Source organism: Pseudomonas taeanensis MS-3, from assembly GCF_000498575.2.
GTDB classification, from domain to species: domain Bacteria; phylum Pseudomonadota; class Gammaproteobacteria; order Pseudomonadales; family Pseudomonadaceae; genus Aquipseudomonas; species Aquipseudomonas taeanensis.
In genome coordinates, this window is sequence record NZ_AWSQ01000009.1 from 229,362 (window position 1) to 252,300 (window position 22,939).

23 protein-coding genes are annotated in these 22,939 nt (G+C 60.5%); 12 read left to right on the forward strand and 11 right to left on the reverse strand.

What is annotated here, in order from left to right; genetic code table 11:
- The first annotated feature begins 154 nt into the window (after window positions 1-154).
- Window positions 155-526 (forward strand): YkgJ family cysteine cluster protein, encoded by a 372-nt coding sequence (locus tag TMS3_RS21265; protein WP_025167316.1) that lies wholly within the window; start codon window positions 155-157, stop codon window positions 524-526.
- Between the two features lie 109 nt (window positions 527-635).
- The gene (locus TMS3_RS21270; RefSeq protein WP_025167317.1) at window positions 636-1,196 is read left to right on the forward strand and encodes a nitroreductase family protein; all 561 of its coding nucleotides are present in this window, start codon (window positions 636-638) and stop codon (window positions 1,194-1,196) included.
- 47 nt (window positions 1,197-1,243) lie between these two features.
- On the opposite strand, the gene TMS3_RS21275 is transcribed toward TMS3_RS21270, so the two are convergent.
- The 5 genes from TMS3_RS21275 to TMS3_RS21295 all read right to left on the reverse strand — a co-directional run bounded on the left by TMS3_RS21275 (window position 1,244) and on the right by TMS3_RS21295 (window position 4,795).
- Window positions 1,244-2,569, reverse strand: coding sequence for a sensor histidine kinase (locus TMS3_RS21275; RefSeq protein WP_025167318.1), 1,326 nt, complete (start codon window positions 2,567-2,569; stop codon window positions 1,244-1,246).
- 74 nt (window positions 2,570-2,643) lie between these two features.
- Window positions 2,644-3,066: a Spy/CpxP family protein refolding chaperone gene (locus TMS3_RS21280; protein WP_025167319.1), complete on the reverse strand. Its 423-nt coding sequence runs from the start codon at window positions 3,064-3,066 to the stop codon at window positions 2,644-2,646.
- Between the two features lie 131 nt (window positions 3,067-3,197).
- Window positions 3,198-3,875, reverse strand: coding sequence for a response regulator transcription factor (locus TMS3_RS21285; protein ID WP_025167320.1), 678 nt, complete (start codon window positions 3,873-3,875; stop codon window positions 3,198-3,200).
- Between the two features lie 7 nt (window positions 3,876-3,882).
- The gene (locus TMS3_RS21290; RefSeq protein ID WP_025167321.1) at window positions 3,883-4,287 is read right to left on the reverse strand and encodes a hypothetical protein; all 405 of its coding nucleotides are present in this window, start codon (window positions 4,285-4,287) and stop codon (window positions 3,883-3,885) included.
- Window positions 4,288-4,495: 208 nt separating this feature from the next.
- Window positions 4,496-4,795, reverse strand: coding sequence for a YciI family protein (locus TMS3_RS21295; RefSeq protein ID WP_025167322.1), 300 nt, complete (start codon window positions 4,793-4,795; stop codon window positions 4,496-4,498).
- 162 nt (window positions 4,796-4,957) lie between these two features.
- Here TMS3_RS21295 and TMS3_RS21300 point away from each other — a divergent pair, with 162 nt between their 5' ends.
- Together TMS3_RS21300 and TMS3_RS21305 are read left to right on the forward strand one after the other, a co-directional pair.
- On the forward strand, window positions 4,958-5,821 hold the full coding sequence (locus TMS3_RS21300; protein ID WP_025167323.1) for a PHP domain-containing protein: 864 nt from the start codon (window positions 4,958-4,960) through the stop codon (window positions 5,819-5,821).
- Window positions 5,822-5,834: 13 nt separating this feature from the next.
- Entirely contained in the window at window positions 5,835-6,461 is a 627-nt protein-coding gene (locus TMS3_RS21305) for an L-threonylcarbamoyladenylate synthase (RefSeq protein WP_025167324.1), read from the forward strand.
- 23 nt (window positions 6,462-6,484) lie between these two features.
- Here TMS3_RS21305 and TMS3_RS21310 read toward each other — a convergent pair whose 3' ends face one another.
- Window positions 6,485-6,841, reverse strand: coding sequence for a PA2779 family protein (locus tag TMS3_RS21310; RefSeq protein WP_025167325.1), 357 nt, complete (start codon window positions 6,839-6,841; stop codon window positions 6,485-6,487).
- A gap of 210 nt (window positions 6,842-7,051) precedes the next feature.
- Between TMS3_RS21310 and TMS3_RS21315 the strand changes: the two genes are divergently transcribed.
- From TMS3_RS21315 to rluB, 4 genes are all read left to right on the forward strand, one after another.
- Window positions 7,052-8,266 carry a tryptophan--tRNA ligase gene (locus TMS3_RS21315; RefSeq protein ID WP_043301984.1) on the forward strand — a complete coding sequence of 405 codons (1,215 nt, stop codon included), beginning with the start codon at window positions 7,052-7,054 and terminating at the stop codon, window positions 8,264-8,266.
- Window positions 8,267-8,408: 142 nt separating this feature from the next.
- On the forward strand, window positions 8,409-9,107 hold the full coding sequence (locus TMS3_RS21320; protein ID WP_200929749.1) for a segregation and condensation protein A: 699 nt from the start codon (window positions 8,409-8,411) through the stop codon (window positions 9,105-9,107).
- A gap of 2 nt (window positions 9,108-9,109) precedes the next feature.
- Window positions 9,110-9,901, forward strand: a complete 792-nt coding sequence (gene scpB, locus TMS3_RS21325) for an SMC-Scp complex subunit ScpB (protein ID WP_025167328.1) — start codon at window positions 9,110-9,112, stop codon at window positions 9,899-9,901.
- A 244-nt stretch (window positions 9,902-10,145) separates the two neighbouring features.
- Window positions 10,146-11,342 carry a 23S rRNA pseudouridine(2605) synthase RluB gene (gene rluB, locus TMS3_RS21330; RefSeq protein ID WP_025167329.1) on the forward strand — a complete coding sequence of 399 codons (1,197 nt, stop codon included), beginning with the start codon at window positions 10,146-10,148 and terminating at the stop codon, window positions 11,340-11,342.
- A gap of 90 nt (window positions 11,343-11,432) precedes the next feature.
- Here rluB and TMS3_RS21335 read toward each other — a convergent pair whose 3' ends face one another.
- The 5 genes from TMS3_RS21335 to TMS3_RS21355 all read right to left on the reverse strand — a co-directional run bounded on the left by TMS3_RS21335 (window position 11,433) and on the right by TMS3_RS21355 (window position 16,358).
- Window positions 11,433-12,359, reverse strand: a complete 927-nt coding sequence (locus tag TMS3_RS21335; protein ID WP_025167330.1) for a GGDEF domain-containing protein — start codon at window positions 12,357-12,359, stop codon at window positions 11,433-11,435.
- A 239-nt stretch (window positions 12,360-12,598) separates the two neighbouring features.
- Window positions 12,599-13,339 (reverse strand): YciK family oxidoreductase, encoded by a 741-nt coding sequence (locus TMS3_RS21340; protein WP_025167331.1) that lies wholly within the window; start codon window positions 13,337-13,339, stop codon window positions 12,599-12,601.
- Window positions 13,340-13,465: 126 nt separating this feature from the next.
- Complete coding sequence (mupP, locus tag TMS3_RS21345) at window positions 13,466-14,137, reverse strand: N-acetylmuramic acid 6-phosphate phosphatase MupP (protein WP_025167332.1); 672 nt, start codon at window positions 14,135-14,137, stop codon at window positions 13,466-13,468.
- Window positions 14,137-14,835 carry a bifunctional 2-polyprenyl-6-hydroxyphenol methylase/3-demethylubiquinol 3-O-methyltransferase UbiG gene (ubiG, locus tag TMS3_RS21350; protein ID WP_025167333.1) on the reverse strand — a complete coding sequence of 233 codons (699 nt, stop codon included), beginning with the start codon at window positions 14,833-14,835 and terminating at the stop codon, window positions 14,137-14,139. The genes mupP and ubiG overlap by 1 nt, the downstream gene beginning before the upstream one ends.
- A gap of 203 nt (window positions 14,836-15,038) precedes the next feature.
- On the reverse strand, window positions 15,039-16,358 hold the full coding sequence (locus TMS3_RS21355; RefSeq protein WP_025167334.1) for a TRZ/ATZ family hydrolase: 1,320 nt from the start codon (window positions 16,356-16,358) through the stop codon (window positions 15,039-15,041).
- A 265-nt stretch (window positions 16,359-16,623) separates the two neighbouring features.
- Here TMS3_RS21355 and mtnA point away from each other — a divergent pair, with 265 nt between their 5' ends.
- The 4 genes from mtnA (at window position 16,624) to pheA (ending at window position 22,877) form a co-directional block, all read left to right on the forward strand.
- Window positions 16,624-17,700 (forward strand): S-methyl-5-thioribose-1-phosphate isomerase, encoded by a 1,077-nt coding sequence (gene mtnA, locus TMS3_RS21360; RefSeq protein ID WP_025167335.1) that lies wholly within the window; start codon window positions 16,624-16,626, stop codon window positions 17,698-17,700.
- A 247-nt stretch (window positions 17,701-17,947) separates the two neighbouring features.
- Window positions 17,948-20,584, forward strand: a complete 2,637-nt coding sequence (gene gyrA, locus TMS3_RS21365) for a DNA gyrase subunit A (protein ID WP_029866553.1) — start codon at window positions 17,948-17,950, stop codon at window positions 20,582-20,584.
- 101 nt (window positions 20,585-20,685) lie between these two features.
- Window positions 20,686-21,771, forward strand: coding sequence for a 3-phosphoserine/phosphohydroxythreonine transaminase (serC, locus tag TMS3_RS21370; RefSeq protein WP_025167336.1), 1,086 nt, complete (start codon window positions 20,686-20,688; stop codon window positions 21,769-21,771).
- Window positions 21,771-22,877 carry a prephenate dehydratase gene (pheA, locus tag TMS3_RS21375; RefSeq protein ID WP_200929737.1) on the forward strand — a complete coding sequence of 369 codons (1,107 nt, stop codon included), beginning with the start codon at window positions 21,771-21,773 and terminating at the stop codon, window positions 22,875-22,877. Before serC ends, pheA begins: the two co-directional genes overlap by 1 nt.
- The last annotated feature ends 62 nt before the right edge of the window (window positions 22,878-22,939 follow it).

Below are 22,939 nucleotides of genomic sequence, written 5' to 3' on the forward strand. Positions count from 1 at the left end.
AAGTGGGGCTCGGGTTGATGGCGGCAAAGGGGGGCATTCTACTCGCGGCGCCCGGTGCTTAACCAGCCATCAAACAACCCTTTACAAGCGCCTGGCGCTGCATAGAATACGCCGCCAGGTGCCGGCCCTTGCCGGTTTCTGAGTCCTCTAAATCATGTCGAATGCTAATCCTTGCCTTACGTGCGGTGCCTGCTGTGCGCATTTTCGTGTGTCTTTCTACTGGGGTGAGTGCCAGTCGGTCGGCGGGCTGGTGCCGGACGATCAAGTGGTGTTGATTACCCCGCATCGGGTCGCCATGCGCGGCACCGAGGCTAAACCGGCGCGCTGCGTCGCCTTGCTCGGCGACGTGGGGCAGGGTACACGCTGCACCATGTATGAGCAGCGCTCCAGCCCCTGCCGTGACTTCGAGGCGTCCTGGGCCAATGGTGAACATAACCCGCGTTGTGATGACGCGCGCCGCGCCCATGGCCTACCGCCCCTGATGCCGCCGGTGCAACCGAGTGTCTCGCCTGAGCGAGTCGCATAACGCCGTTCAGAGTGCGGTGGCGGGCAGGGAAGGGCGTGCGGATAATTTTTCCCCAATTTCAGGGCGTCACGCCCTAGAATTCCCGCTTCTTTTCTTCAGGAGGTGGCCCATGGACGCTCTCGATGCCCTGCTCAACCGTGTTTCAGCGCCGCGTTTGTGTGAGCCTGCACCGGATGCTGCACAGCGTGAATTACTGTTTCGCGCGGCGTTTCGCGCGCCGGATCATGCCCTGTTAAAACCCTGGCGTTTTCTCACCATCGAGGGGGCGGCCCGGGAACAGTTGGGCGAGCTGTTGGCCGAAGCGCTGACGGCAGACTCTGCCGAAGTGAGTGAGGAAGCCTTGGCTAAAGCGCGGGCCATGCCGTTGCGAGCGCCGCTGCTGGTCATAGTGATCGCGCGGGTACAGGCTCATCCGAAAGTCCCGCCACAGGAGCAGGTGATCGCCGCGGGCTGCGCCGCCCATGCCATTCTGCTTGCCGCCCATGCCCAAGGCATCGGCGCGGTTTGGCGCACTGGGGATCTGGCCTACAACCGCCGAGTGGCAGCCGGCCTTGGCTTGGCCAGCGATGAGCAAGTCGTCGCCATGCTCTACCTGGGGACGCCAGAGCGCGAGTTGCGTACGCCGCAACAGTTGGCGGTGGCCGATTATGTCAGTGCCTGGCCTAACTGACAGGCTGATGAAGCCTGGGCCGCACAGCAATCGCTGGGCGTGCCCTCTTAGGTTTGGGGCTTTAGCGGCAGCACTAAGCAGGCGCTAAAGCCGCCATCAGGGTGGTTGCTTAACGCGAGATGCCCGCCGTGGCGTTCGGCGGCGCGCCGAGCGATGGCCAGGCCCAGCCCGTGTCCGGCAGTGCTCTGTCCAGGCGCACGGAAAAACGGCTCACCCAGCCGTGTCAGGTGTTCGTTGGCAACTCCAGGGCCGTGATCATGCACGGTCAAGTGCAGTTCGTTCGCCTGACGGTTTACGCTGAGTTCGATCGGTTGGCCCGGCGGGTTGAAGCGCAGTGCGTTGCGCAGCAGGTTGTCCAGCGCCCGCTCGAGCATGTCTGGCCAACCGTAAAGGCTTACCCCAGGCTCAATATCTAAGGTGATTTTTTGCTGTGGCGCGCCGAGCTGCGCGTCTTCTTGCAGCTTACGCAGGAGAGCCGGGAAATCGACCGGTTGCGCCGCGCCAGGGTCGGCATCGAGGCGGGCGAGGGCGAGAATCTCGCTGATCAAGGCTTCCAGGCGATCACATTCCTGCGTCAGCCGCGGCCAGAATTTTTCCCGCTCGCCAGACCCGGCACGTTCGGCCAACGCCAGAGCAACGCGAAGACGCGCCAGCGGTGAGCGCAGCTCGTGGGAGACATCGCGCAACAGCTGACGCTGGCTGCCGATCAACCCTTGCAAGCGCGAACCCATACGGTTGAAATCGCTGGCCAGCACGCCGAACTCATCGCGACGACCGGCCAGGCGTGCCAGGCTGCTCTGCTGGTAGGCGGTTTGACCGAGGTCGTGCACGGCGCCGCGTAGACGGCTCAGTGGGCGGGTGATGGACAGGGTCAGCAGCAGGCTGAGCAGGGTCAATACGACTAGGGCGATACCCAGTGCACTGAGCGGCAAGAGCAAGCTGCCGCGCTGCCAGGTCATCAGCTCCTGATGCTGAATGCGGTAGATGAACAGGTAGGTTTCGCCACTGAGTGGACTGCTGTAGTCCTCGGTCAGGCGGCGCCAGGGAAGCCGTCGATCATTTTCATGGCGTGCCTCGAAGGCTGCCGCGCGCCGTGGAAAGGTGCCTTTGACCAGGGGCTGGCTGTTGTCGCCGAGCACCTGTACGTGGATGCGAAAGTCTTTTCTGCGTTGTTCGAGGAAGTCCTGGGCAGCGCTTGGCCCCTGGGTTTCGTAGTGCTGCGTCCAGGCTTCTGCCAAGCCCATTACGGCAGGATGTTGGCTGAGAATCCAGGCGTCTTGATTCAGCGCGCGCCCCAGTAACATGGACAGCCCGGCAACTAGGGCGATAGCCAGCCAGAAACTGGCGAAGATGCGCCAGAACAGTGAACGCACGGTGACTCCTCTCAACGGCAATACCCATCAGGCTTAAAGGCCTGATGGGTCGGGTAATGGCGACAGGCTGCGCTTTATTCGGCTTTGCTCGCCTGTTCGGCCTGCCAGGCCTTGAACGCTTTACGCTCGGCGTGACGCTCTTGCATCTTCTTCAGCTGCTCGTCGAAGGCCTTTTGCTGTTCGGGTTTGAGCAGAGCGCGTATGGCGCTGTGTTGCTTGTCTCTGGCGGCTTTCAGCTCGTCCTGCATGGCCTTGCGTTCGGCGGCCGGCAGTTTTTCCAAGTAGCGCTGGGTAATTTCATGGCGGCTTTTCATCTGCTCGCCCATCAGTTTACGGATTTCGCGGTGTTGCTCTTTGCTCAAGTCGAGGTGTTCGAGCATGCGCGAGTGGTGGCCGCCTGCGTGCTCGCCGCCGTGACGCATGCCGTTTTCGGGCATGGCCATGGCCAGGGTTGGCAGGGTCAATGTCAGCAGCGCTGCGGTGAGAATCTTACGCATGAGGTGTCTCCTTGTCTCGAGGCCGGCCAGTTGCCGGATGTGCCCAGTCTAGGGCGGTCAAGGTCAAGGGCCGTCAGGCAAGGGTAAAGCTTGAGTAAAGCCTGCGTGCGGCGGACTTTACCCATGACCGGTCAGGCGCTGTAGTAGTAACCCCGGCTACGCAAAGCCAGGATACGCGGCCGGCCGTCCGGGTGTGGGCCGAGCTTCTTGCGCAGGTTGCTGACATGCATGTCCAGGCTGCGATCATAGAGGGTCAATTTACGGCCCAGTGCCAGTTGCGCCAGCTCCTGTTTATCCACCGGTTCACCAGGCTGGCGTAGCAGTGCTTCGAGCAGGCGACTTTCGGAAAGGGTGAGGATGACCTCGTGATCGCCAAGCGTGACTACACCGCGGGCCTGACTGAAGCACAGATCGCCGAGTTGCAGTTGGCTGACGCTTGCTGGCGCTACGCTACGGCGTAATACGGCGCGCAGGCGAGCGGTCAGCTCACGGGGGTCGCAGGGTTTGGCCAGGTAGTCGTCAGCGCCGAGTTCCAGGCCCAGAATCCGATCGAGCGGCTCGCCACGGGCAGACAACATCAATACCGGCAGATCTGGATGATCGTTGCGCAGTCGTTTGAGCAGCTCGAGACCACTGCCGTCAGGCAGCATCACATCGAGCACCACAGCATCGGGTGACTGTTGGGCGAGGGTGCGGTGGGCGCTTTCGCCATCATGGCAGGCGCTGACCTGAAAGCCTTCCTGGGTCAGCCAGTTAGCCAGCAATTCGCACAGTTCGACGTCGTCGTCGATTATTAATAAGGAGCTCATGCTGTTTTCAGTTGATCCATTCACGCCGTGAGCGGCGGCGTCCTCGAAGCATGGCGCCGATACACACGCCCAGCAGCCCGGCCCCTGCGCCAACGGCGAACCAGGTCTGCTGGTCATTGAGCAGGCGGGCGGGCGCGGTAGCCTGATTTTTTTTCAGTTGCAGCTTGAGACGCTGGTTTTCCTGACGAAGACGCTGCAGCTGGGCATTCTCGCGCTCGCCATTGTTGCTTTGCAGTTCAGTGCTCAAGGCCTGGCGCTGCTGCTCGCTGGCCGCCAGGCGCTGCTCCAGAGCATCAATTTGCGCCTGCGCTTCGGTGGTTGCTGCTAAGGGTTGCAGCGAGCTTTCTTCGGCTTGCAGGTAAAGGGGAAGCAGCAACAGGGTAAGTACCCATGACAGCGGACCTGAACGCATCGGAACTCCTATTTCCTACCAGTTGTTGTTATTAGGGCAACGTGTGGCTTGCATGGGCCGCAGTTAACAGGCTGTTGAAAAACTACTGCGCTCGGCTATGCGGCGTTGAAATCAGCCTAAAAATGCTCATGTACAGCTCGCACGCTGCGCTTTTTTCGGCGGATTTCGCCTTGCCTAGCCTTCGCTCGCTACATTTTTCAACGGCCTGTTAAGGCAGCACCAGCTTGAACGGTTTGACCTGAACCGAAGCGTAGACCCCTGCGGCACGGTACGGGTCGGCATCAGCCCAGCTTTGGGCGGCGTTGAGCGAGTCGAACTCGGCGACAATCAGGCTGCCGGAGAAGCCCGCCGGGCCTGGGTCGCTACTGTCCACTGCTGGGTGTGGGCCGGCGAGCACCAAACGGCCCTCAGCTTTCAGTTGTTCCAGTCGGGCGAGGTGGGCAGGACGAGCAGCCAAGCGGCTTTCCAGGGAGTTTTCGACATCGGTGGCAATAATGGCGTAAAGCATCTCAGTCCTTATATAGGCGTCGGTGCGACAGCTAGAGCAAGTGAAGTTGCTGTGCAGAAAAGCAGTAAAGTCGCGCCAGGTCGAGGAAATGTCTCGTAACCGCAGCGAGAAACCGCATGTGGCGGCATAATAACAAACATAAATGACCGAGAAAGCGCTCCTATGACTGTTGATCTGCACTGCCACAGTACCGCTTCAGACGGTGCCCTCGCCCCAGCCGTGGTGGTTGCGCGGGCGCATGAGCGGGGCGTGCGGTTATTGGCACTGACCGACCACGACACTCTGGAAGGCCTTGATGAAGCTCAAGCAGCGGCCAATGCGCTGGATATGCAGTTGGTCAGCGGCATCGAACTGTCTTGCACCTGGGGTGGAGCGACTATCCATGTGCTCGGTTATGCCTTCGCCCGGGACGCGCCGGCCTTGTGCCAGGCGATTGCCGAACTGCATGAAGGGCGCTGGCTACGTGCCGCAGAAATCGGCAAGCGTCTTGAAGCTAAGGGCATGCCGGGTGCTTTGGATGGCGCTCGGGCTATTCAGCAGGAGCTGGGGGACAGTGGCAATGCCCCGGCCCGCCCGCATTTTGCCGAGTTTCTGGTGCGCGCAGGGCACGTCAAAGACCGCGCCGAAGCGTTTCGCAAGTGGCTCGGTTCGGGCAAGCTGGGCGACGTAAAGCAGCATTGGCCGACGCTGGAAAGCGCTATAGATACTTTGCAGCAAGCCGGTGCCTGGATCAGTCTGGCGCACCCGTGGCAGTACAGCTTTACTCGTAGTAAGCGGCGCAAATTGATCGCGGGGTTCGCCCAGGCCGGCGGGCATGCGTTGGAGGTCGTCAACGGCATGCAGCCGGCTGAGCAGGTTGGTGGGTTAGCGATTCTGGCGCGCGAATTTGGTCTGCTGGCGAGTGTCGGCAGTGACTTTCATGCACCGGGTGACTGGTCTGAGCTGGGCATGTACCGTCCGTTGCCGGACGATCTGTCACCCCTTTGGACGCGCTTTCAACATGTCCGACAGTCTACTGCTATCTGAACAGGGAGTTAGCGTGAGTCAATTTTTCCAGGTCCACCCGGACAACCCACAGCTGCGCCTGATCAAGCAGGCCGTGGAAATTATCAGGGCCGGTGGCGTGGTGATTTACCCGACCGATTCGTCCTATGCACTGGGTTGCCAGATAGGTAATAAGACTGCGCTGGAACGTATCCGCCGTTTACGTCAGTTGGAGGATAAGCACAATTTCACCCTGGTTTGCCGCGATTTGTCGCAGCTGAGTCTATTTGCCAAGGTCGACACCGGCGCCTTCCGCTTATTGAAGGCCCATACACCTGGGCCTTATACCTTCATTCTCAACGCCACTCGCGAAGTGCCGCGGATGTTATTGCACCCCAAGCGCCGCACTATTGGTTTGCGCGTTCCCAGTCACCCGATTGCCCTGGCGTTGCTGGAGGAATTGGGCGAGCCGCTGATGAGCGTCACCATGATCCTGCCGGGTGAAGCGCTGCCGATGAGCGATCCCTATGATATGCGGCAAGTACTCGAGCATCAGGTCGACCTGATCGTCGATGGTGGTGTCGGTGGCCTGGAGGCCTCCACCGTGGTTGACCTGACTGCGGATGAGCCGCAGGTAGTCCGCGTCGGTTGTGGCGACCCGGAGCCCTTCGTCGAAGATTGAGGGCGCCGAGCGCTGTGTGCCCGCTAGAGGATTAGTGCTACCAGGATGGCAACCAGCAGAATGATGACGAAGTCGGTGCCACTGAGCGCACCGCCTGCCGGTTGGGAGTCGATTCGCTGGGCGAGTGTGGCGGCTTCGGCAGGTGTCAGTGCGTCGACCCGGATGCGCGCCTCGGCTGCTGGAACATCCATCGCCTGCAGTTTTTTCTCTACGTCGGCGCGATTGAGAAAATCGCGGACTTTGTCGCGGTTGGCCTGAGTGCTCTGCTCGGCGAGTGTTTCTTGCGTGCCGATGATACCCGCATAAGTCGGGGCGCTCAGAGTGGTGATCAGACAAACTGCCAGCAGGGCGGCAGCGAAGTTTCTGCTAGGAAATTTCATGAGGTGCTCCCAGAGAGTTGTCGAATAAACCGCGACATTATGTGCAGTGCCCAGCGCAGCGCGGGCGTGAGTCTTATGCTGAAGTGCCGCGTCTGGCTGCATCAGTATTTTGACTGATAGCGTGCGCGTGCGGTTCCGTCGTGGTTTTCCCCCTGAGGCTTTGCGCATCGTTATACTTGCCGGCCTGTCGATTCGTTTAGGTAACCTGGTTTGAGTCTTGTAGATTCTGAACGCCGCGTGCTCTCCGGCATGCGTCCCAGTGGCCCTTTACACCTGGGCCACTACCACGGCGCGTTAAAGGACTGGGTCAAGCTGCAGCACAGCTACGAATGCTTTTTCTGCATCGTCGACTGGCATGCGCTGACCGCCGAATACGATGAGGTCGGGCGGATTTCCCAGCATGTCATGGATATGGCGGTGGATTGGCTGGCTGCCGGGGTCAGCCCGAGCTCGGCAACCTTGTTCATCCAGTCACAAGTGCCGGAGCATGCAGAGTTGCACGTGCTGTTGTCGATGATTTGTCCGCTGAGTTGGCTGGAGCGGGTGCCGTCGTATAAAGAGCAGCAAGCTCAGTTGCACGGTAAAGACCTTGCGACCTACGGTCTTCTCGGTTATCCCCTGTTACAGGCGGCGGATATCCTGCTCTATCGCGCTGGAGTTGTGCCGGTGGGGGCGGATCAGCTGCCGCATATCGAGTTTGCTCGCGAAGTAGCGCGACGCTTTAACCATCTTTACGGTCGTGAGCCAGATTTCGAAGCTAAGGCCGAGGCGGCAATCCTCAAGCTGGGTAAGAAAACCGCCACGCTCTACAACAGCTTGCGCACGGCATTCCAGCAGCAGGGCGACGTCGAGGCCCTGGAAACCGCTCGCGCCTTGCTCAAGGATCGACAAAACATCACTTTGGGCGACAAAGAGCGCTTGATCGGCTATCTGGACGGTGGTGGCAAAGTGCTGCTGGCCGAACCGCAAGCGCTGCTCTGCGAGTCGCCCAAGCTATTTGCGCAGGATGGCGGCAAACCGTCCAGGTCCAGCAGTAATACGATTTTTCTGCGTGACAGTGCCGACGAAGTCGAAGAAAAGATCAGACGTATGCCGACCGACCCCACTCGGATTCACCGCAGTGATCCCGGCGATCCGCTGCATTGCTCGGTATGGCGCATGCATCAGCTGTACTCCAGTGCTGAGACCTGCGATTGGGTGCTGCAGGGCTGTAAAAGTGCAGGCATTGGTTGCCTGGAGTGTAAGGGGCCTTTGATCGAGGCTGTGCAGCTAGAGCTGAAACCTTTGCAGGTGCGTGCCGCCGATTACCAGGATAGCCCGGACCTGGTGCGTCGCATCTTTGCCGAGGGCGCCGAGCGCGCGCGTACCGAAGCACGAGAAACCCTGACCGAGGTGCGTCTGGCCTTGGGTTTGAATTACCGCTGACGAGAGGCTTAGCATGCACGATTTGCCGCCCAGCGAGGCCGTTGACAATCAGGCAGGTGCTCAGCAAGAGCTGCCGTTTGCCTTGGTCTATGGTCAGGCGGTTACCGAGATGCCGCTCGACTTGTATATCCCGCCGGATGCGCTGGAGGTGTTTCTCGAAGCTTTCGAAGGACCGCTGGACCTGCTGCTCTATTTGATCCGTAAGCAGAATATCGACGTGCTGGACATCCCGGTAGCGGAGATCACCCGGCAGTACATGGGCTATGTCGAATTGATGCAGTCTGTACGTCTGGAGCTGGCAGCAGAGTACCTGGTGATGGCGGCCATGCTTGCGGAGATCAAGTCGCGCATGCTGCTGCCGCGTTCCAGTGAGGTTATTGAGGACGAGGAAGACCCGCGTGCCGAGCTGATCCGCCGCTTGCAGGAATACGAGCGCTACAAGGCGGCTGCTGAAGGGATCGACCTGCTGCCTCGTCTCGGTCGTGAGCACGTCGTCCCGCGTCTGGACGCGCCAGAAGCACGGGCGCGCAAGCTGTTGCCCGCTGTCAGCCTGGAAGAGCTGCTGGTGTCCATGGCGGAAGTGTTGCGTCGTGCCGACATGTTTGAAAGCCATCAGATAACCCGCGAGACGCTGTCCACCCGCGAGCGCATGAGTGAGGTGTTGGAGCGTCTTAAAGGCGGTGCCTTCGTGCCCTTCGCCGAGCTTTTTAGTGTCGATGAGGGGCGTTTGGGGGTAGTGGTGACCTTTATGGCGGTGCTCGAATTGATCAAGGAATCCCTGGTCGAGCTGGTGCAGAATGAGGCCTTTGCGCCTATCCACGTACGTGCACGAGTCGAGTGAGCATGAACCTGACTGATCCCCGTGAGCTGGCGACTCTGCTCGAAGCCTTTTTGCTGGCTTCCGGCAAGCCGCAATCGCTGGAGCGTTTGTTCGAGTTGTTTGAAGAGGCAGAGCGCCCCGAGTCTGCGGTCTTCAAAAAAGCCTTGGAGTTGCTGCGCAAGTCCTGTGAAGGGCGCGCCTTCGAACTGAAAGAGGTGGCTTCCGGTTATCGCCTGCAGGTGCGCGAGCGTTTTTCGCCTTGGGTCGGGCGGTTGTGGGAGGAGCGTCCGCAGCGCTATTCGCGGGCGATGCTGGAAACCCTGGCGTTGATTGCCTACCGTCAGCCGATTACCCGCGGCGAGATCGAGGATATTCGCGGTGTGGCGGTTAACAGCCATATCGTCAAAACCATGCAAGAGCGTGAGTGGATTCGAGTGGTCGGTTACCGCGATGTACCAGGCAAGCCGGCGATGTTTGCCACCACCAAAGCCTTCCTCGATCATTTCAATCTGAAAAGCCTTGATGAGCTTCCGCCCTTGGCTGCTTTGCGTGAGCTGGAGCCCGAGCCCGTACTGGCCTTTGATGAGGATGCGCAAGTACCTGCCAGCCTGCAGGCACGCGCCGATCTGGCGGTTGCCGATGAGCCGGCCACTGAAGTGCCCGAGGAAACCAGTTTCAGCAGCTTGTTGGCCGAGCTGGACTCGATGGAGCAGGGTTTGAAGATCGATTTCGATGATCTGGCTGAGTCAGGCGCTGATGTTGAATCCCCTGGACAGGCCATGCCGGAAGTGGACGAAGAAGTGACCCGGGACTGACGAAGGTCGCTTTTTTGAGCGGTATGAGTTCGTGGTATTAGGGCTCCCTTCAATTAAAGTCGACCCGCTCGGCGCGAGGCGGCGCCCATCTGCAGGGCTCGCCACCATTCGGCGTAAAAACTGACGGGTGGCTGCCGTGCAACTAATCTCAGTCCGTGCAGGGAATCGGCGATCCGCGTATGATGCGCGCCCCTTTGACGATCAGTGATCGTCCATCACTAGAGCAACACCGGGAGGTGCCCAGATGAGTGAGTCCGAAGAATACAGTCCAGCCGGCGAAAAATTGCAGAAGGTTCTGGCCCGGATGGGCCTGGCCTCGCGCCGCGAAGTCGAAGCCTGGATCGGCTCAGGCCGGGTCAAGGTCAATGGCGCAGTCGCCACCCTTGGCGTGCGTGTGGATCTGCATGATGCCATCGCCATCGATGGTCGCCTGATCAAGCGCGAAGAGGCAGCGGAAAATGTGCGCCGCGTGCTGATCTACAACAAGCCAGACGGTGAAATCTGCACCCGCGATGATCCAGAAGGTCGTCCTACCGTGTTCGACCGCCTGCCGCGGCCGAAAGAGGGGCGATGGATCAATATTGGTCGCCTCGACATCAATACCACCGGTCTGTTGATGTTCACCACCGACGGCGAACTGGCCAATCGGCTGATGCACCCGTCTTACCAGATGGACCGTGAGTACGCGGTGCGGGTGCGCGGTGAAGTCGATGAGGAGATGATCGAGCGCCTGAAAGCCGGCGTGATGCTCGAAGACGGCCCGGCCAAGTTTACCGATATCAAGGAAGCGCCCGGCGGCGAAGGCTTCAACCATTGGTACCACTGCGTGGTGATGGAAGGTCGTAACCGTGAAGTGCGTCGTTTGTGGGAATCCCAGGGCTTGGTGGTCAGCCGTCTGAAGCGCGTACGTTTTGGCCCGGTATTCATCACCTCGGACCTGACCATGGGCCGCTGGCGTGAAATGAGCCAGCGTGAGGTGGATATCCTCAGTGAGGAAGTCGGCCTCAAACCAGTCGCGATGCCGGCTATGAAGGAAAAGACCCGCGACAAACTCGACCGTCTGCAGCGTAAGTCGGCCAAGCCGGTTGGGCGTGGTGAGCGTCCGCAGCGGACCTTGCGCCCGGCGCATGGCGGTCCGCAGGATGGCGAACAGGCCCGCTCGGGGCGAGCGAGTCGTGATGAAAGTGCTGAGCGCCCAGTGCGCACGCCGCGTCCGCCTCGCGCAGGTCAGGGGCGTGCCGGTGAGGGCAAAGGAACGGCAGTTGCCGAGCGACCGCAGGATATGAATAAGAAGCGTCCTGCCAAGCCGAAGCAGCAGCGCCCGGGTATCGAACTGTCTGAGCGCCCTGCGCGCAAGCCCGCTTCGACGCCGGTCAAGCGTCGCAGTTCTGCGGAAGGCCAGCGTCCAGGCTCTGGCCGTGGTGACCGTAAGCCGCAGTAAGCGCAGGAAGGCGGGCTGCTTGGTGGCTTAATAGGCACCGAGACGCAAAAAAAAGGGGGCTCAATTGAGCCCCCTTTTTTTGTCCGGCGGCTAACTGGCCATGCTCAGGCGGTTGCGCCCGTCGCGCTTGGCTGCATAGAGGGCGGTGTCGGCGCGCTGCAGCAGGCTTTCTGGCGACTCGCCAGGCAGTAATGGGGCGCAGCCTAAGCTGATTGACAGTTTTATCGGCTGCCCTTGGGCCACGCACTGCAACTCCAGCACGGCCTGGCGCAGGCGCTCGCCGACCATGCTCGCCGCTTCGCGGCAGGTACCCGAGAGGAGTACGAGGAACTCTTCCCCGCCATAGCGAAATACCATGTCGACATTGCGCAGCTGGCTCTTCAGGGTGGTGGCGACGGCTTTTAATACCTCGTCGCCAACGCTGTGGCCGTGGTTGTCGTTGACTTGCTTGAAGTGGTCGAGATCGAGCATCAGCAGCGACAGGGGCATGAGGTTGCGCCGGGCCAGTTCGACTTCGCGCTCCAGGGCTTGATCCATGGCGATGCGGTTGCCGGTGTTGGTCAGCGGATCGCGCAGGGCGCTTTGCACCGCGGTGCGATAGAGCAATGCGTTGCGCAGGGGGAACAGTAGGCTGGCGAGCAAGGATTCCAACTGACCCAGTTCTGGGTCGTCAAAGCGCCGTTTACGGCGGAAAATCAGCTCGCCGAGATACTCGCCCTCGTGGCTGAGGCGATACGTGGCCGAGTGATTGGCACGCTCTCCCAGTTCCAGGCGCAGATCACTGGTCTGGTGTTGATAGGCCAGGGCGTCCAGTGGCACCAGGCGCTGCACTTCGCAGAAGAACAGGTTGAGGATGCGCTCGACATCCAGGCTGGTTTGTAGCTGCATGCTGAGCTGCTGGCGCAGCTGGGCCAGGCTGACCGGTCGCATGGAGTGCGCGCGGTTACTGGGAAAGCCCAGGCGCTGCAGCTTGGCTGCATCGAAATCAATGGTGTTGTTCTGGCTGGGGGGGACCATAAACGCTGAACCTCTGGCGCATTAACACGACTACTGGGGCTTAGAGCGAGTTTCGTGCCAAAGGGTTCAGGTTTCTGAAAATTTATGTGAAGTCAGTCACTTGCGAGGGGTGTGTGGCGGCTAGTGGCCAGTATTTGCCGTTGCTTGCCGTTTGCTTGGCGCTCAGCCCGGCAATCCGTTGCCGAACTGAGGAAGTGTGTCAATTTTTTGATTGACGATTGCTGTGCTGCTTGTTGTGCTCACTGGGCGTCGAAGGCTTGGCCGTTGACACCGTTGCTGTCGGGTCCCATCAGGTACAGGTAAACCGGCATGATCGCGTCGGGAGTCGGGTTGCTCGCCGGGTTTTCCCCTGGATAAGCCTGGGCGCGCATGTCGGTTCGGGTTGCTCCCGGGTTGACGCTGTTGGCGCGAACCGTGGTGATACCGTCGACTTCGTCGGCCAGCACCTGCATAAGGCCCTCGGTGGCGAACTTGGAGACCGCGTAGGCGCCCCAATAGGCGCGGCCTTTGCGGCCCACGCTGCTGGAGGTGAATACCACCGAGGCGTCCGTCGAGAGCTTCAGCAGTGGCAGCAGGGTGCTGGTGAGCATGAACATGGCATTCACGTTGACCTGCATCACGCGCATGAAATTGTCGCCGGAGAGCTGCTCCAGTGGCGTGCGCGGGCCGATGATCGAGGCGTTGTGCAGCAGGCCGTCGAGCTTGCCGAATTCGTTCTCGATCATGGCGGCGAGTTCGTCGTACTGGTGCGGCAGCGCGGTTTCCAGATTGAATGGAATCACCGCGGGCTGTGGGTGGCCGGCGGCCTCGATGGCGTCGTAGACCTTGCTCAGATGTTCCTCGGTCTTGCCCAGCAGGAGCACGGTCGCGCCATGGGCGGCAAAGGTTTGCGCGGCGGCGGCGCCAATTCCACGGCCGGCGCCGGTGATCAGGATCACGCGACCCTTGAGCAGGTCAGGGCGAGCGGAGTAGTCAAACATTGCACGATCTCTCTGATGTGTAGGGCGGTCTTGCCGTGCGCCGGCGTGACTCGCCGTCGGATGCGACAACTAACGCAGGTAATGCTGTGGGTGGGTGGCCCGTTGCATTCTTCAGGACGCCGTCGTTCAGCAGCTGCACAGTGCTCGGTCGAGTATTGCACGCAGCTCCAGCGGGTGATCGACCACTACGTCGGCGCCCCAGTTTCTCGGGTTGTCGTTCGGGTGGATGTAGCCGTAGGTGACTGCCGCAGTCCGTGTGCCGGCAGCGCGACCGGATTCGATGTCGCGCAGGTCGTCGCCAACGAACAGCACGCTGGCCGGGTCGAGGTCCAGTTGCGCGCAGGCCAGGATCATCGGTTCTGGGTCGGGTTTGCTGTGGGTCACGTGATCCGGGCATATCAGTATGGCCGAGCGTTCCGCCAGACCCAACTGTTGCATGATCGGCTCGGCATAGCGCAAGGGTTTATTGGTCACTACGCCCCAGATCAGTTTGGCCTGCTCGATATCGGCGAGCAGTTGGTCAATACCGTCGAACGGACGAGTCAGGACGGCGCAATGAGTCTGGTAGCGCTCCAGGAATTCAAGGCGTAACGCCTCGAATTGCTCGGCTTGCGGGTCCATGGAAAAAGTGCAGGCAACCATGGCCCGGGCGCCACCGGAAATTTGTTCGCGGATCAACCTGTCATCGATTGCTGGCAGGCCGCGCTCGGTGCGCATGGCCTGGCAGATGGCGATAAAGTCTGGCGCGCTGTCGAGCAGGGTGCCGTCCATGTCGAAAAGAACCGCGCGTAAGCGCATTAGGCCTCCTTGAGTGTCTGGATCATGTAGTTGACGCCTACATCCGCTTCCAGCTTGTAGTGCTTGGTCAGCGGGTTGTAGGTCAGGCCGATGATATCTTGGACTTGCAGGCCGGCGGCGCGACTCCAGGCGCCCAGTTCGGAGGGGCGGATGAATTTCTTGAAGTCGTGGGTGCCGCGCGGCAGCAAATTCAGCAGGTACTCCGCGCCGATCACGGCAAACAGGTAGGCCTTGGGGTTGCGGTTGATGGTGGAAAAAAACACTTGGCCGCCTGGCTTGACCATGGCGTAACAGGCGCGGATCACCGAGGCGGGGTCTGGTACGTGTTCGAGCATTTCCAGGCAGGTGACTACATCAAACTGCTCGGGCATTTCCTCCGCCAGGGCTTCGGCCGTGATTTTTCGGTACTCGACCGTGACCCCGGATTCCAGTTGATGCAGTTGAGCCACGGCCAGTGGCGCTTCGCCCATGTCGATGCCGGTAACCGTGGCGCCTCGTTGCGCCATGGCCTCGCTGAGGATGCCGCCACCGCAGCCGACATCGAGCACCTTTTTACCGGCCAGGCTGACGCGTTGGTCAATCCAGTTGACCCGTAGCGGGTTGATGTCATGCAGGGGCTTGAACTCGCTTTCACGGTCCCACCAGCGATGGGCGAGGGCTTCGAATTTGGCGATTTCGGCGTGATCGACGTTGCTCATAGGGTTTCCTGGATAAAACTGCAGGCGCGAAGTCTTGGGTTTGTAGCGCTCATGTTGCCAGTTTTGCGGTGTGGATAGGGCGACTCTTGTCCGCCCAATGTATGTCAGTTTGTCGCAGCTAATTAGGCGACAGTTGCAGCCCGGATGAAATCGGGCGTGTGCAGCTTGTCTCTGGTTATACCGAGTCGCACGCGGGCTGCCAGCTATTTGGTCGCGATCTTCGCTCCCCAGGCGCGAGCATTGGCAATAATGCGTTGTTCGTCCAGGCGGGTCAGTTTGCCGGCGTCGAGCAACTGTTTGCCGCTCACCCATACATGCGCCACACAGGCGCGGCTGCTGGCGTAGATCAGCTGCGAAACAGGATCGTAGATCGGCTGTTGAGCAAGGCCGGAGAGGTCGAAGGCGACCAGGTCGGCACTCTTGCCCGGTTCCAAGGAGCCGATCTGCTCATCCAGCCCCAAGGCGCGGGCGCCGTTCAGGGTAGCCATGCGCAGCGCACGGTGAGCATCCAGGGCGGTGGCCGAGCCCGCGACGGCCTTGGCCAGAAGTGCCGCGGTGCGGGTTTCGCCGAGCAAATCCAGATCGTTGTTGCTGGCCGCGCCATCGGTGCCAATGGCAACGTTGACTCCGGCTTGCCAAAGTTTTTCCACTGGGCAGAAGCCGCTGGCCAGCTTGAGGTTGGATTCAGGGCAGTGGATGACGCTGGTGTTGCTGGCGACTAGCAGCGCCAGGTCGTCTTCGTCGATCTGGGTCATGTGTACGGCCTGGAAGCGTGGGCCGAGCAGGCCGAGGCGGGCGAGCCGCGCCAGTGGCCGTTCGCCGCGATGCTCGAGGCTCTGCTGAACTTCAAAAGCCGTTTCCTGCACGTGCATATGAATGCCGGCATCCAGCTCTTCGGCGAGCATGCGGATGTTTTCCAGTTTGTCGTCGCTTACCGTATAAGGCGCGTGCGGACCGAAGGCAACCTTCAGGCGAGGGTGGTGTTTAAGGTCATCGAACAGTGTCAGGCCTTTGCGTAGTGCCTCGTCGGCATCGCGGGCACCTGGGATGGGAAAATCCAGTACCGGAATGGTGATCTGCGCACGGATACCGCTCTTGTGCACCTGCTCGCTGGCCAGCTCCGGGAAGAAGTACATGTCCGAGAAGCAGGTGATGCCCCCTTTGAGTTGTTCGGCGATGGCCAGCTCGGTGCCATCCTGAACAAAGGCTTCATCCACCCACTTGGCCTCGGCCGGCCAAATATGCTGTTGCAGCCAAGTCATCAGGGGTAGGTCGTCGGCCAGGCCGCGAAATAGCGTCATCGCGGCGTGGCCGTGGGCGTTGATCAGTCCCGGAGTCAGCACGTGGTCTGGCAGTTCGCGTATCTCCAGAGCCTGGTGTTTAAGCGCTTCGATGCGCGGTGCGATCAGGACGATGTGACCATCGCGAATGCCCAGGCCGTGTTCATGCAGCACCACTCCGGCGGGCTCGACCGGCACCAGCCAGGTGGGGAGCAGGAGGAGGTCGAGTGGGGCTTCGAGCATGGTGGGGGCATCCGGCTGTCTGAAAGGGGCGAGTTTATAGGGGAACGTCGAGCGCTTGAAGCTGAAACGGCGTTTGCGCCTGCGTAGCGGGTGCTCGAGTCTGAGGGGCAGACTTGATCGGCTCGCGGGTTAGCGCTGAGTTAGGCGCTGCCTGGCACAGTGGAAGGGTCGCCTTGCGCGCGAGTTTCGCGGGCAGTGGTTCAGCCTGTTTGTTGGTCTTGTGCGTATAATTGCCGGCTGTTTGTTTGGGACTGCGAGGTAGGTCATGCGCGAGCGATTGCTGGCGGCGGAGAAGGTTCAGGCCATCGAATGGCGTGAAGGCGTTTTGCATCTGTTGGATCAACGCCTGCTGCCTCTGCAGGAAATTTGGCAGAGCTATGACAGTGCCGCCGCCGTGGCCGAGGCCATTCGTACGATGGTGGTGCGTGGAGCGCCAGCCATCGGCATTAGCGCAGCCTACGGTGTGCTGCTTGGTGTGCGGGCCCGAGTGGCCGCCGGTGGCGATTGGCGTGCGGCGTTGGAGGCGGATTTCCAGGTGCTGGCTGAGTCTCGTCCGACGGCGGTCAATCTGTTCTGGGCGCTTAATCGCATGCGTGAGCGTCTGGACCGTCTCAAGGACGGTGAAAGCCCAGTGCAAGCGCTGGAGTCGGAGGCGCTGGGCATCCACGAAAGCGACCGCGAAGCCAACCTGACCATGGCTCAGCTCGGGGTCGAGCTGATTCGCAAGCACCAGGGCAACCTGCAAAACCTGCTGACTCACTGCAATACCGGTGCATTGGCCACTGGTGGCTTTGGTACGGCGCTGGGCGTGATCCGTGGCGCTTATCTGGAAGGTCTGGTCGAGCGCGTCTATGCCGATGAAACACGTCCCTGGTTGCAGGGTTCGCGTCTGACTGCCTGGGAGTTGGCGAACGAAGGCATTCCGGTGAGCCTAAATGCAGATTCGGCCGCTGCGCACCTGATGAAAACCAAGGGCATTACCTGGGTGATCGTGGGTGCTGACCGCATTGCCGCCAATGGCGATGTGGCGAACAAGATAGGCACTTATCAACTGGCCGTCAGCGCCATGCACCATGGGGTGCGCTTTATGGTGGTGGCGCCGAGTTCGACCATCGACATGGCGCTGGAAAGTGGCGATGACATCCCCATTGAAGAGCGTGACGGTCGCGAGCTGTTGGAGGTCAATGGTCAGCGGGTGGCGGTGGGAGTAGAGGTGATTAATCCAGTGTTCGATGTGACGCCGGCCGATCTGATCGACTTTATCGTGACCGAGAAAGGCGTGGTCGAACGTCCCGATGCGGCGAAAATGGCGCAGTTGATGTGCCGCAAGCGCCTGCATTGACTGCCGTGCGCGACTGCTTGCTGGCGGTCGCTGGGTCTGCGCTCGGGGATAGGTGTAGGGCGTCGATTGTGGTAAGCTCCGGCGGTTTTCAAGGGCGCCAAATACGTCCGCCTTATCTACGCAGATACGTGGCATAACTCATTGATTTGTCGTGCGTCGCTGCTGGCCTTGGGCCGCAGCGGCGAGCTTCGCCTCGTTCAGGACGGACGGCGCGGAGCCTCACTAGAAAAAAGGAAGCAGGCTACTCATGGGCGAACTGGCCAAAGAAATCCTCCCGGTCAATATCGAAGACGAACTGAAGCAGTCCTATCTCGACTACGCGATGAGCGTAATCGTCGGGCGTGCTCTGCCGGACGCGCGTGATGGCTTGAAGCCGGTGCACCGCCGCGTGCTCTTCGCAATGAGCGAGCTGGGCAACGACTGGAACAAGCCGTACAAGAAGTCCGCCCGTGTGGTCGGTGACGTGATCGGTAAGTACCACCCGCATGGTGATACTGCGGTGTACGACACCATCGTGCGGATGGCGCAGCCGTTCTCCCTGCGATACCTGTTGGTCGATGGTCAGGGCAACTTCGGTTCGGTGGATGGCGATAACGCTGCTGCCATGCGATACACCGAAGTGCGCATGACCAAGCTGGCCCATGAGCTGCTGGCCGACCTGCACAAGGAAACAGTGGACTGGGTGCCAAACTACGACGGCACCGAGATGATTCCCGCGGTAATGCCGACCAAGGTGCCCAACCTGCTGGTCAACGGCTCCAGCGGCATCGCCGTGGGCATGGCCACCAATATTCCGCCGCACAACCTGGGCGAAGTGATCGATGGTTGTCTGGCACTGATCGATAGTCCGGAACTGACAGTCGATGAGCTGATGCAGTACATCCCGGGCCCGGATTTCCCGACTGCTGCGATCATCAACGGTCGCGCCGGCATCATTGAGGCCTACCGTACTGGCCGTGGGCGCATCCATATCCGCGCTCGCGCCGCGTTCGAAGATATCGATAAGGTCGGCGGTCGTCAGCAGATCGTCGTCACCGAGCTGCCGTATCAGCTGAACAAGGCGCGGTTGATCGAGAAGATCGCCGAGCTGGTGAAAGAGAAGAAGCTCGAGGGCATCACCGAGCTGCGCGATGAGTCCGACAAAGACGGTATGCGTATCGTCATCGAGTTGCGCCGCGGCGAAGTACCGGAGGTGATCCTCAACAACCTCTACGCCCAGACCCAGATGCAGAGTGTGTTCGGCATCAACGTGGTCGCCCTGATCGACGGTCAGCCGAAGATTCTCAACCTCAAGGACATGCTTGAGGCCTTTATTCTGCATCGCCGCGAAGTGGTCACCCGACGCACCGTATTCGAGTTGCGCAAGGCGCGTGAGCGCGGGCATATCCTCGAAGGCCAGGCAGTCGCGCTGTCCAATATCGATCCGGTGATCGCCGTGATCAAAGCCTCGCCAAGCCCGGCGGAAGCCAAAGCGTCGCTGATCGCCACGCCGTGGGAGTCCAGTGCCGTGGAAGCCATGGTTGAGCGCGCGGGTGCCGATGCCTGTCGGCCGGAAGGTCTCGCGCCGGAATTTGGCCTGCGCGATGGCAAATACTTCCTCTCGCCGGAGCAGGCTCAGGCCATTCTCGATCTGCGTCTGCACCGCTTGACCGGTCTGGAGCATGAGAAGCTGCTGGGCGAATACCAGGAAATTCTCAATCAGATTGGTGAGCTGATTCGCATCCTCACCAGCGCCGTACGTTTGATGGAAGTCATTCGCGAGGAACTGGAAGGCATCAAAGCGGAGTTCGGCGACGTTCGTCGCACCGAGATTCTCGATGCCCGCCTGGACCTGACCCTGGGCGACTTGATCACCGAAGAAGAACGTGTGGTGACCATTTCCCACACCGGTTACGCCAAGTCCCAGCCGTTGGCTGCCTATCAGGCGCAACGCCGTGGCGGTAAAGGCAAGTCGGCGACCGGGATCAAGGATGAGGACTACATCGCTCACCTGTTGGTCGCCAATAGCCATACCACGCTGTTGCTGTTCTCCAGCAAGGGCAAGGTGTACTGGATGAAGACCTACGAGATTCCGGAAGCTTCGCGCGCTGCGCGCGGGCGTCCGCTGGTCAACCTGCTGCCGCTGAGTGAGGGTGAGTTCATCACCACCATGCTGCCGGTTGAGGAATACACCGAAGGTCACTTCATCTTCATGGCGACCGCTGGCGGTACCGTGAAGAAAACTCCGTTGGAGCAGTTCAGTCGTCAGCGTAGCGTTGGCCTGATTGCCCTGGAGCTGGATGAAGGCGACACGCTGATTTCCGCCTCCATCACCGATGGCAGCCGTGAAGTCATGCTGTTCTCCGATGGCGGCAAGGTCACCCGTTTCAAGGAAAGCGACGTGCGTGCCATGGGCCGCACGGCTCGCGGTGTGCGCGGCATGCGTCTGCCGGAAGGTCAGAAACTGATTTCCATGCTGATTCCGGAGGAGGGTAGCGAGATCCTCACCGCCTCTGAGCGTGGCTATGGCAAGCGCACGTCGATTTCGGAGTTCCCGGAGTACAAGCGTGGCGGCCAGGGTGTGATTGCCATGGTCAGCAACGAGCGCAATGGCAAGCTGGTCGGCGCCGTTCAGGTGCTTGATGGCGAGGAAATCATGCTGATTTCCGATCAGGGTACCTTGGTGCGTACCCGCGTTGGCGAGGTCTCCAGCCTGGGTCGCAATACCCAGGGCGTGACCCTGATCAAGCTGGCCAAGGATGAGAAGCTGGTGGGTCTTGAGCGTGTGCAGGAACCGTCTGAAGTCGAGGGCGATGAACTGGAAGGCGAAGAGGCTGCTGGCGAAGAGATTGCAGGCGAGGCGCTGGACGGCATGGCTGACGAAAGTCCGGTCGACCAGGAGTGACGCGACTGAGCGAGGCCGCTTAGGCCTCGCTCGCTGCCCTGTAGGATTCGGCGGGCATGCCGCGAAGCGGTGGTCCGTCCAACATTTGAGCGAGAGTGGATGTGAGCAAGCGAGCCTTTAACTTCTGCGCCGGCCCTGCCGCGCTTCCTGAAGCTGTTCTGCAACGCGCCCAGGCGGAGCTCCTCGACTGGCAGGGTAAAGGCCTGTCGGTGATGGAGATGAGTCACCGCAGTGACGATTACATGGCCATCGCCAGCAAGGCTGAGCAGGATCTTCGCGACCTGCTCGCCATTCCCTCCGACTATAAAGTGCTGTTCCTGCAGGGCGGTGCCAGCCAGCAATTCGCCGAAATCCCTCTGAACCTGTTGCCGGAAGACGGCGTCGCCGATTACATCGACACCGGCATCTGGTCGAAGAAAAGCATCGACGAGGCTCGTCGCTACGGCAACATCAACGTCGCTGCTAGCGCCGAGCCTTACGACTATTTTGCTATTCCCGGGCAGAACGAGTGGCAGTTGTCGAAAGATGCCGCTTACCTGCATTACGCCAGCAATGAAACCATTGGCGGCCTGGAGTTTGACTGGGTTCCAGAAGTAGGCGATGTGCCTTTGGTGGTGGACATGTCCTCGGACATCCTCTCGCGGCCTATCGATGTGTCGAAATTCGGCCTGATCTACGCCGGTGCGCAGAAGAACATCGGCCCCAGCGGTCTGGTGGTGGTGATTGTCCGTGAAGACCTGCTCGGGCGTGCCCGTAGCGCCTGCCCGACCATGCTCAACTACAAGATCGCCGCCGACAACGGCTCGATGTACAACACGCCGGCGACGTTCTCCTGGTATCTCTCCGGCCTGGTGTTCGAGTGGCTGAAGGAGTTGGGCGGCGTCGAGGTCATGGAGCAGCGCAACCGTGCCAAGAAGGAGCTTCTCTATGGCGCCATCGACAGCAGTGAGTTGTACAGTAATCCGATCGCGGTGAATGCGCGCTCCTGGATGAATGTGCCGTTCCGTTTGGCCGATGAGCGCCTCGACAAGACGTTCCTCGCCGGCGCCGATGCACGTGGTCTGCTCAATCTCAAGGGCCATCGCTCGGTCGGTGGCATGCGCGCATCCATCTATAACGCGGTAGGTCTCGACGCGGTGCAGGCTCTGGTAGCCTATATGGCTGAGTTCGAGAAGGAGCACGGCTGATGACGGATGTAATCTCCGAGCAAGAGCTGCAAGCCCTGCGTCTGCGCATCGACAATCTCGACGAGAAAATCCTCGAGCTGATCAGTGATCGTGCGCGCTGTGCCGAAGAAGTGGCGCGGGTCAAGATGAAAGCGTTGCCGGAAGGCGAGAAACCGGTGTTCTATCGCCCGGAGCGCGAGGCCGAGGTGCTCAAGCGCATCATGCAGCGCAACCAGGGCCCGCTGGGTAACGAGGAAATGGCGCGCTTGTTCCGCGAGATCATGTCCTCGTGCCTGGCCCTGGAAAACCCGCTCAAGGTCGCCTACCTCGGTCCGGAGGGAACCTTCTCTCAGGCCGCGGCAATGAAGCACTTCGGTCACGCGGTGATCAGTGTGCCGATGGCGGCGATCGACGAAGTGTTCCGCGAGGTGGCCGCCGGTGCGGTCAACTTCGGCGTGGTGCCGGTGGAAAACTCTACCGAAGGCGCGATCAACCACACCCTGGACAGCTTCCTCGAGCACGACATGGTGATCTGTGGTGAGGTCGAATTACGTATTCACCACCATTTGCTGGTCGGCGAAACCACCAAGACCGACAGGATCACGCGGATCTACTCGCACGCCCAGTCGTTGGCCCAGTGCCGCAAGTGGCTGGATGCGCATTACCCGAACGTTGAGCGGGTCGCGGTTTCGAGCAATGCGGATGCGGCCAAGCGGGTGAAGGGTGAGTGGAATTCGGCGGCGATTGCCGGTGATATGGCGGCAAATCTCTATGGTCTGAGCAAGCTGGCCGAGAAAATTGAGGACCGTCCGGATAACTCCACGCGCTTCTTGATCATCGGCAGCCAGGAAGTGCCGCCGACCGGTGACGACAAGACCTCGATCATCGTTTCGATGAGCAACAAGCCCGGCGCCTTGCATGAGTTGCTGGTGCCGTTCCATCACAACGGTATTGACCTGACCCGCATCGAAACCCGTCCGTCGCGCAGTGGCAAGTGGACCTACGTGTTCTTCATCGACTTCGTTGGGCACCATCGCGATCCGCTGATCAAGGACGTGCTCGAGAAGATCAACCAGGAAGCCGTGGCTCTCAAGGTGCTGGGTTCCTATCCCAAGGCGGTTCTGTAGATTGCCTGTCCGCTAGCCTGGGACAATCAGGCTGCGGGTGTGGGATGGCGGGCGCGCCGCGC